The sequence below is a fragment of the Allobacillus sp. SKP2-8 genome (genome assembly GCF_007559355.1).
Lineage (GTDB): Bacteria > Bacillota > Bacilli > Bacillales > Alkalibacillaceae > Allobacillus > Allobacillus halotolerans.
Genome location: NZ_VMHF01000005.1, coordinates 1 through 13,421 on the forward strand (window position 1 = coordinate 1; position 13,421 = coordinate 13,421).

Genomic DNA, 13,421 nt, shown 5'->3' on the forward strand with positions numbered 1-13,421 from the left:
TTATTGCTCTATCGTTGAATAGACGCCCTCTAATCGACGGAAGGATCAAATTTTTTCACTCTATCGTAGAATAGAAGCCCTCTAATCGACGGTAGGATCAAATTTTATTGCTCTATCGTAGAATAGAAGCCTTCTAATCGACGGTAGGCCGGAATTTTCTTGCACTATCGTCGAATAGAAGCTCCGCAGCCCAGCCATAGCCACAAAAAAATGACACCAAGCCGAAACTTGGTGTCATTTTCATATTAATATTTCATTTTGTCAGCCAAAAAGGATTTTAGTTCGCTGATTGGCATTCTTGTTTGTTCCATTGTGTCGCGGTCGCGCACTGTAACTTGACCGTCTTCTTTAGAGTCAAAGTCGTAAGTGATACAATAGGGGGTTCCTACTTCATCGTGACGACGGTAACGTTTTCCGATTGAACCGGATTCGTCATAGTCGACCATGAACTCTGTTGCTAAGTCACGGAATACTTCTTGTGCTTCTTCAGAAAGTTTCTTGGACAATGGGAAGATTGCCGCTTTATATGGTGCGATTGCTGGATGGAAATTCATCACTGTACGTGTTGTTCCATCTTCAAGTTCTTCTTCTTGATACGCATCGGCTAGGAAAGCAAGGGCCAAACGGTCTGCGCCTAATGATGGTTCGATGACGTAAGGGATATAACGCTCGTTTGTTTCCTGATCGATGTATTCAAAGTTCTCGCCGGAATGCTCGGCATGCTGTGTTAAGTCATAGTCCGTACGAGATGCAATACCCCATAGCTCACCCCAGCCGAATGGGAAGAGGTATTCCAGGTCAGTTGTTTCTTTACTGTAGTGAGATAATTCATCTTCATCGTGTTCGCGGCGTCGAATCAATTCTTTATTCAGTCCGAGGTTTGTCAGCCAGTTGTGACTGAAGTCTAACCAATAATCAAACCATTCTTTTTCTTGGCCTGGCTTACAGAAGAATTCGATCTCCATTTGTTCAAATTCTCTCGTCCGGAACGTAAAGTTCCCTGGTGTAATCTCATTACGGAAACTTTTACCGATTTGTGCAATTCCGAATGGAACTTTTTTACGCATTGAACGCTGAACATTTTTGAAGTTCACAAAAATTCCTTGCGCTGTTTCCGGGCGCATAAAAATTTCATCTGAAGAGTCTTCGGTAACTCCTTGATATGTTTTAAACATCAAGTTGAATTGACGGATATCTGTAAAATCATCCGATCCACAATTCGGACAAGTAATGCCTTCTTCTTGAATGATTTTCTGCAATTCGTCAAAAGGCAAGCCATCAACGACACGCTCTTCGCCTTTTGCTTCAAAATGATTTTCGATTAAATGGTCTGCGCGGTGGCGTGATTTACATTCTTTACAATCGATCATTGGGTCATTGAAATTGCCTAAGTGACCGGATGCTTCCCACGTTTTTGGGTTCATCAAAATTGAAGCGTCCAAACCGACCATGTTCGGCTGTTCTTGGACAAACTTTTTCCACCAAGCATCTTTCAAATTACGCTTCACTTCTACTCCAAGTGGACCATAATCCCACGTATTTGCTAGTCCTCCATAAATTTCAGATCCTTGGAAAACAAATCCACGGTGTTTCGCATGATTGACAAGCTGTTCCATATCTTTCGCCATGTATATAGCCTCCTTCATAATCTGTTACATAAAAAAATCTCGTCCACAGGGCATTGACTGCCCAGGGACGAGATGTGATCTCGCGGTTCCACCCTGCTTGACATGAAACGATCATGTCCGCTTTCAAAATTACACTCCAGACTGCCTTTTCGCCAATCCTTGCTTCAGGCTTGCACCGTCCCTGAATCGCTTATTGCAGAGGTGATTGGTTACTATTGGTCCTTCTTCGTGGGTCTATATTCATATTTCCTGAGAACATCGTAGCATAACGGAATTTTTTTCTCAACAAAATTGTGTGGAGGGAGCGGATCGCCATCAAATTAATCCAAATTGCTTAAGAAGAATCGGTGAAAGACCCCCCTTGTTTCTGCTATAATAAGTGAGGTAAAGGTATGTAATTTTGGAGGCGTATGTCGAATGATTGAAGATTATCGAATGTGGAGACACATTTTTAAATTAGATCCCAATAAACCAATCGATGATGAATCGTTGGAAAAAATCTGTGAGTCGGGTACAGACGCAGTGATCGTAGGTGGAACGGACGACGTGACATTAGATCAAGTGCTTGATTTGTTGGCAAGAATTCGACGTTACCAAGTGACGTGTATTTTGGAAGTATCCAACTTGTCGGCGGTCACACCAGGCTACGATTTTTATTTTATTCCAATGGTATTGAATACAGAAAATCCAAACTGGTTGATTGATTACCATCAGCAAGCCGTTAAGGAATACGGGGAGTTCATTGAATGGGAAGAGTTGAAAGCGGAAGGCTATATTATGTTGAATCCCGAGTCAAAAGCGTATCAATGGACAGAAGCGAAGCAGGTAACGGATGAGGATGTCATCGCTTATGCACAAGTTGCTGAACATTTGATGCATCTTCCTTTCGTTTATATGGAATACAGCGGTACATATGGAGATGTAAAGCTTGTTGAACGAGTAAGTGAAGAACTCGATCAAAGTTTATTGATTTATGGCGGTGGAATTACCACAAAAGCAGAAGCGAGAGATATGGCGCGGCATGCAGATATCGTCGTTGTCGGAAATGTCATTTATGAAAATTTGAATGCAGCATTGCGAACTGTTCACGCGGTCCATTCAGTCGAGAAAATTAAGGGTGGGAAATAAATGAGTTTATCCATGCAAGAAATCCTTGAAGGAATGAACGAAGAGCAAGCGAAGGCGGTCAAGCATACAGATGGTCCACTGCTTGTCATGGCAGGTGCCGGAAGTGGAAAAACACGCGTGCTGACTCACCGGATTGCTTATTTACTATCAGAAAAAGAAGTCGCGCCAATGAACATTTTGGCGATTACATTTACGAATAAAGCTGCAAAGGAAATGAAGGAACGGGTCACGAAACTTGTCGGAGACCAAGCACGAGAGATCATCATGTCGACGTTCCACTCTCTTTGTGTTCGGATTTTGCGACGAGACGGGGATAAGTTAGGCATCGATCGCAACTTCGCGATTTATGATGCATCCGATTCGCAGACAGCCGTAAAAGAAGCGTTTCGGATTAATAACGTCGATCCCAAAGTGTTCAATCCGAAGGCGGTTAAGTACGCGATCAGTGATGCGAAGAATAAGTTGATCACGCCAAAAGTGATGAAGCAGCAAGCGAATGATTATGGTGAAGAAAAAATCGCTGAATTATATGAAACGTACGAAACGATTTTGAAGAAAAACCAGGCGCTAGATTTTGATAGCTTAATTATGGAAACCCATTTTTTATTCCAAAAAAATCCGGAAGTTCTTCATTACTACCAAAACCGTTTTCAATATATTCATGTCGATGAGTACCAGGATACAAACAAAGCGCAATATGAATTGGTGAAACAGTTAGCCGCTCGTTTTCAAAACCTATGCGTCGTAGGCGACTCCGACCAATCGATTTATAAATGGCGTGGAGCAGATATTTATAACATTCTTTCGTTTGAAGAGGACTATCCAAACGCGAAAGTAATCTTGCTCGAACAAAACTATCGTTCGACGAAGAAAATTTTACAAGCTGCGAACACGGTCATTGAAAATAACCAATCGAGAAAACCGAAAGATCTATGGACAGAAAATGATGACGGAACGGAAATCAAATTGTTCAAAGCACTTGATGAGCGGGATGAAGCACGTTATGTCATCGACCAAGTACAAGAGTTAAACCGGACAAAAGGTACACGTTATAAAGAAATGGCAATACTTTACCGGACGAACGCGCAGTCGCGTGCAGTGGAGGATGTACTCGTGAAGTCGGACATCCCTTACCAAATCGTCGGCGGGACTAAGTTCTATGACAGAAAAGAAATTAAAGACTTGCTCGCTTACTTACGGTTAATTACGAATCCGCATGATGATATTAGTTTTCAGCGTGTCGTGAATGTGCCGAAGCGTGGCATCGGAAAAACGTCGATGGAAAAATTACAAATGCATGCAGAAATCAATGATTTATCGCTGTTTGATGCGGTTAAAGAATCAGATTTTACTGGCATGAGCAAAAAGGCATCTAACCAGCTGAATTTGTTCCGTGAAATGATTGAAGACTGGCAACAACAGCAAGAATTTTTGAATGTCACGGATGTGGTCGAACAAGTACTGTCACGTTCAGGCTATGAAGCAGAACTGATGAAAGATCGTTCGATTGAATCACAAAGCCGCTTGGAAAACTTAGAAGAATTCAAAACTGTTACAAAGCAATTTGAAGAAACGAGTGAAGATCAGACGTTAATTTCATTTTTGACAGACTTAGCTTTGATCTCTGATTTGGATAACACCGATGAAGAGACGAAAGATAAGCTTACATTAATGACCTTGCACGCAGCGAAAGGACTTGAATTTCCAGTCGTCTTTTTAGTTGGAATGGAAGAAAACATCTTTCCACATACCCGCTCGTTATTTGATATGGATGAGATGGAAGAGGAACGTCGCTTAGCATACGTAGGCATTACCCGGGCAGAGCGCGATTTGTTTATTACACATGCGACGTCTCGTACGATTTTTGGCCGGACGCAATACAATGAGCGAAGTCGCTTTTTAGATGAAATTCCATTCGAATTAATTGAAGAAGACGTCAAAGAAACAACCCAACAAACAGGCTTTCGAACAACAATCGATGATTTCAGACCAAATCGGACGACGGGTAAAAGAAAATCTCGTGTAATTAAAGAAAAGCCAAAAGGTGATGTGAACTTCCAATTAGGAGATAAGGTTTCGCATAAAAAATGGGGCGAAGGTACGGTCGTCAAAGTGGTCGGTGAAGGTGAAGATACCGAGTTGGATATCGCATTTCCTGCACCGACAGGAATTAAACGATTGCTCGCCCAATTTGCACCGATCGAAAAAATATAAGGCGATTTTCTATGTGAAAAAGGATAAAGGATGAGTGACATGAGCGAAGCAGAAAAGAGAGCTGAAGCGTTACGAAAAGAGCTCAATCAATATAATTATGAGTATCATGTATTGGATCAACCGACCGTTCCTGATGCCGTGTATGATCAGAAACTACACGAGCTTGTTCAGCTGGAAGAAGAACACCCAGAACTCATTACAGATGACTCACCGACCCAACGCGTTGGCGGACAACCGTTAGACGAGTTTCGAAAAGTCGATCATACGGTACCGATGCTAAGTCTTGGCAATGCTTTTAATGCTGAAGATTTACGTGACTTCGATCGTCGTGTTCGAGGAAAAATTGGAGATGACTTTCAATATGTATGTGAGCTGAAGATTGATGGCTTGGCTGTTTCATTGCGTTATGAGGAAGGGAAGTTCGTACTTGGTGCAACAAGAGGTGACGGAAAGACAGGGGAAGACATCACGCACAATCTACGGACTGTCAAAAGCATACCCCTTCGTTTGACGGAATCTGTGACGATTGAAGCTCGCGGCGAAGTGTTCATGCCGAAACCATCTTTTCTTTCTTTAAATGATAATCGAGAAAAAGACGGGCTTGAACTTTTCGCAAATCCTCGAAATGCGGCGGCAGGTTCACTGCGTCAGCTCGATCCAAAAGTCGCCGCAAATCGTAATTTAGACGTCTTCTTATATGCGGTCGGTGAATGGCAAGCAGCGTCGACGGCTTCACATAGTGAACGATTGAAATACTTACGTGAATTAGGATTTAAAACAAACCCAGAAACGAAGCGATTCGACACGATTGAAGAAGTTATTGAATACACAGAAGAATGGACAATCCACCGAAATGAGTTGGACTATGATATTGATGGCATCGTCATTAAAGTTGATTCAATCCAGCAACAGGAGGAGCTTGGTTTTACAGCAAAGAGCCCGCGTTGGGCAATCGCTTATAAGTTCCCGGCGGAAGAAGCTATTACCGACTTGCTAGATATCGAACTCAGCGTCGGACGGACAGGCGTTGTCACACCAACAGCGATTTTGACCCCTGTTCAAGTTGCAGGAACGACCGTACAGCGTGCATCGTTGCATAATGAAGATTTAATTATTGAAAAAGATATCCGTATAGGCGATACCGTCGTCATCAAAAAAGCAGGCGATATTATACCGGAAGTCGTTCGTGTCGTTGAAGATCAGCGAGACGGTAACGAGCAGATTTTCCGGATGCCTGATAATTGCCCGGTATGCGGAAGCCATTTAGAAAAAATTGATGGCGAAGTAGCTTGGCGTTGTATGAATCCAAATTGTCCAGCTCAGCTAAAAGAAGGACTCATCCATTTTGTTTCACGGACTGCGATGAACATTGATGGTCTAGGTGAAAAAGTCATCGAACAATTATTTGACCATGAGCTTATTCGTAATATTGGTGATTTATACCATTTAAAGAAAGAGGACTTGCTTCAATTGGACCGAATGGGTGAAAAATCCGTTACTAATTTGTTGAATGCCATCGAAACATCTAAGGAGAATTCACTCGAACGACTGTTATTCGGGTTGGGAATTCGCTTTGTCGGCAGTAAAGCGGCAGATATTTTATCCGCTGAATTTAAATCGATTGATCCATTAATGGAGGCCGATCGCGAAACGCTTGAGCGTGTTCCGGAAATTGGAGAAAAAATGGCTGACTCCGTCGTGACATATTTTGAAAAACCAGAAGCAAAGAAATTGATTGAACGACTGAAGGAATCAGGATTGAATATGAATTATTTACACGAAGAGATCGAAGTACCTACTGATTCCCCATTTGCTGATAAAACAATTGTATTAACCGGTAAATTATCGGAAATGTCCCGCGGAGAAGCGAAAAGTCAAATCGAATCGCTAGGTGGAAAAGTAACAGGAAGTGTCAGTAAAAATACGGATTTATTGATTGCCGGCGAGGATGCTGGCTCTAAATTAGAAAAAGCCAAAGAATTATCCATCGAAATATGGAATGAAGCACAGATGCTAGAAGCATTGAATGCTTAGGGAGTGGACAGAATGAAACGATTTACGCTGTTCAGCCTGGCACTATTACTAATCGTCTCAGGCTGTGCACCAAACTATAACACCGACGAAGAAGTTGTTCAGGAAACAGAAGATGAAGAGGAACAGCGATACATTATCCCGACCAATAAGCTAGATGAAGATACGTATCGAACCATTTTGCCTTATGTTCCTGGTGTCGCGCGTGGATTGATCGTCAATAAAGTAAGAAATCGATACGATATCGATGAAGTCGAACAAGGATTGATCCGCCAAGCGAAAGACGTTTTCGATACAGAGGAATACTTTTTCCAAGAGGGGCAGTACTTAACAGAAGATTTGTTAAAAGATTATTTGAGTAGGCAACTTACAGAAGAAAAACTTCGTGAAGAATTAGCTGCGAACGAGGATGCAGACCCTGAGGATATTCAAGTCGGATTGAATCCGCCGTTAAATGAAAAGAAATATAAAAAGGCAGACAAAGAAAAGAAAAAAGAAATGCAAGAAGATAGTCCACAGATTCTCTCCTATATACACGAGCAAAACTATTTGCAACGCGTGAATGAAGATCAAATGCAACTTGGAGGAATCGCAGTAGCACTTGTATTGAAATCTGAATATGCTTTCCAAACAGATATTGGTGAACCGACGCTTTACACAGAAATCGATGAAGCGGAACTATTGAAGTTTGGCAAGGAAACGGCTGAAAAGGTGATCAATCGGCTAAGAGATCGTGAAGAATTAGCGGACATTCCGATTTTGGTTGCTTTGTATAAAGAAAATGAGGCAAGTGGAATTACACCTGGAAATTATTTAACCAAGGCGGTTGTCGATCCGAATGGCCGTACAATCGGTGAGTGGGAAAATATTAATGAAAAATACGTTCTTTTTCCATCTGGAGAAGCTGAGCGAAACCATTACGATCAATATGAAGCCTTTACGGCATTTGAAAGAGATGTCGGCGAATTTTTCCCGAATTATATTGGTGTAATTGGTACGGGTTATTTTAATGGTGGAAATTTACACGACTTATCAATTGATATAACAATAGAATTCAACGGAAAACAAGAAGTTGTCGGCTTCACACAACATGTGTACCGATTAGTTCAGGAACATTTTCCAAACCATTACGATGTGGAAGTGAATGTCATGTCACCGGAACGCCAAGAAAGCGTCGTTTACAGAAAAGCAGACAAAGAAGAACCAGAAGTTTATATCTATCAATAACTGTTTTTGATAGGGAGGCAAAAAAGAAGGATTGAATACCGCCTCCCTTTCATTTAGAATAGGTATGTAAGCGCTATAATATCAGAAAATTAAGAGGAGGAAGATTTCAATGGTAGTACCTTTCAAACATGAACCGTTTACAGACTTTTCATTAGAGGAAAATCAGAAAGCGCAGAAAGAAGCGCTTCATCAAGTTGAACAAATGCTTGGCAAAGAGTATCCTCTCCTCATCGACGGTGAAGAGGTTTATACAGATGATAAAATTGTTTCGACAAATCCAGGAAATAAAGATGAAGTGATCGGTAAAGTTTCCAAAGCGAATAAAGAACTTGCAGAGAAAGCGATCCAATCAGCAAATGAACATTTCGAATGGTGGAGAAAATCCACTGCCGAAATGCGTGCAGATATTCTTTTCCGTACAGCGGCAATTATTCGTCGCCGACGCTTTGAATTTAATGCATGGATTATCAAAGAAGGCGGAAAACCGTGGAAAGAAGCTGATGCGGATATCGCAGAAGGAATCGACTTCCTAGAATATTATGGAAGACAAATGCTCGAAATTGATAGTGGAAAAGGACTAGACATCGTCAGCCGTCCAATCGAAAATAACCGCTTCAGTTATATACCATTAGGCGCTGGTGTCGTTATTTCACCATGGAACTTCCTATTCGCTATTATGGCTGGAACGGCCGTTTCTCCAATGGTGACTGGAAATACCGTCATCTTAAAGCCAGCAAGTAATACACCAGTCATTGCTTACAAATTAATGGAAGCATTAAAAGAAGCAGGACTCCCTGGTGGAATCATTAACTACTTACCAGGACCAGGTGGAGAAGTCGGTGATTACTTAGTCGAGCATCCGAAAACGCGCTTTGTCAGCTTCACAGGTTCTCGTGAAGTAGGTACTCGTATTTTTGAACGTGCAGCAGTCGTGCAAGAAGGGCAAGAGTGGTTAAAACGTGTCGTCGCAGAAATGGGCGGAAAAGACACAATCATCGTGGATGACAATGCGGACTTGGAGTTAGCCGCTGAATCGATTGTTAACTCAGCTTTCGGTTTCTCTGGTCAAAAATGTTCAGCATGTTCTCGAGTTGTTGCGCATGAAGACGTTTATGATCAGTTGTTAGACCGCTGTGTTGAATTAACGAAAGAGCTTGATGTCGGTGACCCATCCGAGCAAAACTACTATATGGGTGCAGTGATTGATCAAGCTTCCTACGATAAAATCTTGAACTACGTTGAAATTGGAAAAGAAGAAGGTGCTCGCCTCGTACATGGTGGTACGGGAGATGACAAAAACGGCTTCTTCATTCAGCCGACAATCTTTGCGGATGCCGATCCAAAATCCCGCATCATGCAAGAAGAAATTTTCGGACCAGTCGTTGCCTTCACAAAAGCAAAAGACTTTGACGAAATGTTAGACATTGCAAACAATACAGAGTACGGCCTAACTGGAGCAATTATCTCCAACAACCGTACGCATATCGAAATGGCGAAAGAAGACTTCCACGTCGGAAACCTATACATTAACCGTGGATGTACAGCAGCAATCGTAGGATACCATCCATTCGGCGGATTCAAGATGTCCGGAACCGACTCCAAAGCAGGCGGACCTGACTACTTGAATAACTTCCTACAAGGAAAAACAATATCTGAAATGTATTAATAGATAGATGAGAAAATCCCGGCATAGCGCCGGGATTTTTCCTTTTGTATTTGGTTCTATGAGGTGGTTGATAAATGTGATTTGAATGTTGATAGAGTTGGTCTGACTGTCGATAAAAGCGCTCTGACTGTTGATAAACGTGTTCTAACTGCCGATAAGAGCGCTCTGACTGTTGATAAAGTGTTTCTAACTGTCGATAAGAGCGCTCTGACTGTTGATAAAGTGTTTCAAACTGTCGATAAAGTCGCTCTGACTGTTGATAAAGCGTTACTAACTGCCGATAAAGTCGCTCTGACTGTTGATAAAAGCGTTCTAACTGTCGATAAAGTCGCTCTGACTGTTGATAAAGCGTTACTAACTGCCGATAAAAGCGCTCTGACTGTTGATAAAAGCGTTCTAACTGTCGATAAAAGCGCTCCAACTGTTGATAGAGCGTTACTAACTGTCGATAAAGTCGCTCTGACTGTTGATAAAAGCGTTCTAACTGCCGATAAATACGCTCCAACTGTTGATAGAGCGTTACTAACTGCCGATAAAGTCGCTCTGACTGCTGATAACCACGAGTTTACTAGTCATAGCCACTCGCCTCACTCTAGTAGATGCACAGAGAGGTTTCAACCCTACACCAAATCATTCCGAATCTCTCCGGTTTTTCATTTCTTTAACTACATTGAGTCCTGCACCGATCGTGACACCTACAGCGATTCCGGTCACGAGGTTATCTGTAACGAGCCATACGGCAATGGCGATCATTACACCGATGACCATATCGGGAATCAAATTTGTTTTTTCTTTATCCTTATTTGTCATGTTGCTTCGCTCCTAACTAAATCGATATATGTATAATAAGGTCCTTCATGAGTGTGTTCACTAATCTTATAAGGTAAAGTTCGCTCAAATAACGGGCCGTCAACGACAAAGGTATGAAACTCACCATTTTCGCCGCAAACATCAACATTCTTAGGTAGAGCCTCTAGTAAATCCGTCGTTATTTTTTCTCCTAAAAAAGAAATCGGAACAGTCTTTGGATCTATTGTCGTGATGATCGTTTCATACCCGAGCTCCATGAATTCGTGAATTAAATCATCTGTCGATTCGCCCCATAATGGGAAAATCGCTTCCAATCCAGCTTCTTGTACTTGTTTTTCCCGGTAGTCACGAACATCCTTCAACAAAATATCACCGAAAACAATGTGAGAGATCCCTTCATCCCGTGCTGTTTCATAGGCATCGAAAATTAGTTGATTGTAATTTTCATTGGATGGATCTTTCGGTAAAAAAACTTTGTGCATCGGTAATCCTAAAAGTTCGGCTTGCAAATCGACGAGTTCTTCCCTGATGCCATGGGTAGTGGAACGTTCATATCCTTCAGTGATTGTCGTCAGCAAACCTACGACTTCAATATCTGATTGGTTCATCATTCGATGTAAGGCGAGCATCGAATCTTTCCCACCACTATGCGAAACCCATACTTTTCTAACCATATGTAAAACCTCCAGTTACTTATAGTTTATCGGATTTTAATCTTTTCTTCTAGAAAGTCGTATTTATACAAAAGAAAACAGAGCCCTGATTTCTTAGCAGCTCTGTTTCAATTCATTTATTCATAGCTTTTTTCAAGTTCATCAACGAGTGAACCGACATATGCGACCGCTTTTCTGACGGCGTCTGGTGTCGACATATCGACTCCTGCATATTTCATTAATTCAAGCGGTGTTTTCGTTCCACCCATTTTCAAAACGTCCAACCACCGATCAATTGCCGGCTGACCTTCTTCTTTAAACAATTGATGAACAGCGGTTGAAGCGGTGAGTCCAGCTGAATACGTATATGGATAAAGGCCCATATAATAGTGTGGCTGACGCATCCAAGTTAACTTGGCTCCTTCATCAATCTCAACGGTATCTCCCCAGAAGTTTTCCAAAGCTTCACCTTTTTGTTCAGATAACGTTTGGACTGTTAACGGAATGCCTTTTTCCGCCAATGAATAAACCCGGCGTTGATATTCTCCTTCGAGCAGGTGCGTCACGAAGTTATGGTAATACGTGCCAAGCAGTTGCAGGATAATCCAGCGACGCATCCGTGGGTCGTCCGTATTTTCCAATAGGTGATCGGCTAACAGCAACTCGTTCAATGTAGATGGTGCTTCAATGAAATAAGTTGACGGACGTGTATTGAAAATTCGCTGGTTTTGATTGGCAAAATAAAAATGACCCGCGTGACCTAATTCATGTGCCAAAATAAATCCACCACGCATGTTACCAGTAAATGTCAGTAAGATATATGGATGGGAACCATATGGACTCGCACAAAAGGCGCCAGTTGATTTTCCGACGTTATCGGCATAATCGACCCAACGCTCGGTCATCGCTTTTTTCATCGCGTCTGTATATTCTGGCCCCATCACTTGCAATGCATTGAGAATGGTATCGCACACTTCTTCATAAGAAGATTCTGGATTAAAGTCGGGGTCCAATGGAGCTTTTAAGTCGACAAAAGACATCTTGTCCAAGCCGAGCACTCGCTTTTTCAACTTTGCAAAACGTTGCATATGCGGTGCCAATTCTTTTTGAATGACATCCAGTTGGTTATGATACATTTCTTCCGTGACTTTTTGCGGTTGTAACAACATTTGTGTGACGTTATCATAGCCGCGAACCTTTGATAGCGTAACTTGCTTTGTCACTTCCGTTGAATACGTAGCGGCAAATGTATTTTGATAGTTTTTCAATGTTTCAACGAACGATTCATAGGCCTTATGGCGAATCGCCGTCTGAGGTGAAAGCTCATATTCATCTTCAAACAGAGCAAATGAATTCGGATACGTCTCGCCATCGTGTTCAAAGTCAGCGAAGGCCATATCTGATGACTTGCTCCGCTGATAAATCATATACGGCGCACTTGTCACTTGTCCAAGAGAAGCTAATACTTTTTCTGTTTCAGCGGATAAGGTATATGGTTTTTCTTCTATTAAATCCTGTAAAACCAATTGATAGTCACTCAGGTTTTCATTTTCGCTGAGATACTTTTCGATTGTACCTTCAGGCAACGCCAAGATCTCTGAATTTACAAAAGAGAGAGCTGCGCCAACCTTCGCGAGTGTAGCCGAAACTTTTGCTGAGTTCGCCTGGTTTTCTGCGTTCGTTCCATCTTCCGAACTACGTAGATTGGCATACGTTGCGACAAGCGTCGCTTTTTCCATCAATGCTGTTTGAGCTTCAAGGCAATCATACAAAACATTTGCCCCTTCATGGAGTCGCCCTTCATATTGTGTGACCGTCGGGAGCTCATCCTCCAACTCCATTCGTGCTTCTTCCCAATCAGCAAGTGTTGAAAATAAATCTTCTAAATTCCATGTTTGTTCAACAGGAACTTCTGAACGCTTTAAGCGTGTTGCCATGTAAATCCCCCTCATAAACTATTTCGTGATACTAAGTATTATAAAGGAAAGAATTAAATTTGTCAGTTTAATCTTACTATTTTTTATAGAAAGAATTTTTGAGAGGAAACCTAATGTCTAGCCCACG

Annotated in this window: 9 protein-coding genes; 6 read left to right on the plus strand and 3 right to left on the minus strand. The window is 41.9% G+C overall.

The window, feature by feature from the left end; genetic code table 11:
- Positions 1–245: 245 nt before the first annotated feature.
- Entirely contained in the window at positions 246–1,628 is a 1,383-nt protein-coding gene (locus tag FPQ10_RS06195) for a glycine--tRNA ligase (protein WP_144161922.1), read from the minus strand.
- Between the two features lie 420 nt (positions 1,629–2,048).
- Here FPQ10_RS06195 and pcrB point away from each other — a divergent pair, with 420 nt between their 5' ends.
- From pcrB to FPQ10_RS13010, 6 genes are all read left to right on the plus strand, one after another.
- Positions 2,049–2,756 carry a heptaprenylglyceryl phosphate synthase gene (pcrB, locus tag FPQ10_RS06200; RefSeq protein ID WP_144162233.1) on the plus strand — a complete coding sequence of 236 codons (708 nt, stop codon included), beginning with the start codon at positions 2,049–2,051 and terminating at the stop codon, positions 2,754–2,756.
- Positions 2,757–4,970, plus strand: a complete 2,214-nt coding sequence (gene pcrA / locus FPQ10_RS06205; protein ID WP_144161925.1) for a DNA helicase PcrA — start codon at positions 2,757–2,759, stop codon at positions 4,968–4,970.
- 39 nt (positions 4,971–5,009) lie between these two features.
- Entirely contained in the window at positions 5,010–7,004 is a 1,995-nt protein-coding gene (gene ligA, locus FPQ10_RS06210) for an NAD-dependent DNA ligase LigA (protein WP_144161928.1), read from the plus strand.
- Between the two features lie 12 nt (positions 7,005–7,016).
- Positions 7,017–8,228 carry a CamS family sex pheromone protein gene (locus FPQ10_RS06215; protein WP_144161931.1) on the plus strand — a complete coding sequence of 404 codons (1,212 nt, stop codon included), beginning with the start codon at positions 7,017–7,019 and terminating at the stop codon, positions 8,226–8,228.
- Positions 8,229–8,337: 109 nt separating this feature from the next.
- On the plus strand, positions 8,338–9,894 hold the full coding sequence (gene pruA / locus FPQ10_RS06220) for an L-glutamate gamma-semialdehyde dehydrogenase (RefSeq protein WP_144161933.1): 1,557 nt from the start codon (positions 8,338–8,340) through the stop codon (positions 9,892–9,894).
- 81 nt (positions 9,895–9,975) lie between these two features.
- Complete coding sequence (locus FPQ10_RS13010) at positions 9,976–10,740, plus strand: hypothetical protein (protein WP_186278578.1); 765 nt, start codon at positions 9,976–9,978, stop codon at positions 10,738–10,740.
- Here FPQ10_RS13010 and FPQ10_RS06235 read toward each other — a convergent pair.
- A complete protein-coding gene (locus tag FPQ10_RS06235) occupies positions 10,701–11,378 on the minus strand; it encodes a Dph6-related ATP pyrophosphatase (RefSeq protein WP_144161942.1) in 678 nt (225 codons plus the stop codon). The two genes, FPQ10_RS13010 and FPQ10_RS06235, sit on opposite strands and share 40 nt — an antisense overlap.
- Positions 11,379–11,494: 116 nt before the next feature.
- Positions 11,495–13,294 carry an oligoendopeptidase F gene (pepF, locus tag FPQ10_RS06240; RefSeq protein WP_144161946.1) on the minus strand — a complete coding sequence of 600 codons (1,800 nt, stop codon included), beginning with the start codon at positions 13,292–13,294 and terminating at the stop codon, positions 11,495–11,497.
- Positions 13,295–13,421 lie beyond the last annotated feature (127 nt).

Coding starts and splice junctions, on each gene's coding strand:
- FPQ10_RS06195 (WP_144161922.1), bottom strand. CDS start 1,628: ATGGCGAAAGATATGGAACAGCTTGTCAATCATGCGAAACACCGTGGA.
- pcrA (WP_144161925.1), top strand. CDS start 2,757: ATGAGTTTATCCATGCAAGAAATCCTTGAAGGAATGAACGAAGAGCAA.
- ligA (WP_144161928.1), top strand. CDS start 5,010: ATGAGCGAAGCAGAAAAGAGAGCTGAAGCGTTACGAAAAGAGCTCAAT.
- FPQ10_RS06215 (WP_144161931.1), top strand. CDS start 7,017: ATGAAACGATTTACGCTGTTCAGCCTGGCACTATTACTAATCGTCTCA.
- pruA (WP_144161933.1), top strand. CDS start 8,338: ATGGTAGTACCTTTCAAACATGAACCGTTTACAGACTTTTCATTAGAG.
- FPQ10_RS06235 (WP_144161942.1), bottom strand. CDS start 11,378: ATGGTTAGAAAAGTATGGGTTTCGCATAGTGGTGGGAAAGATTCGATG.
- pepF (WP_144161946.1), bottom strand. CDS start 13,294: ATGGCAACACGCTTAAAGCGTTCAGAAGTTCCTGTTGAACAAACATGG.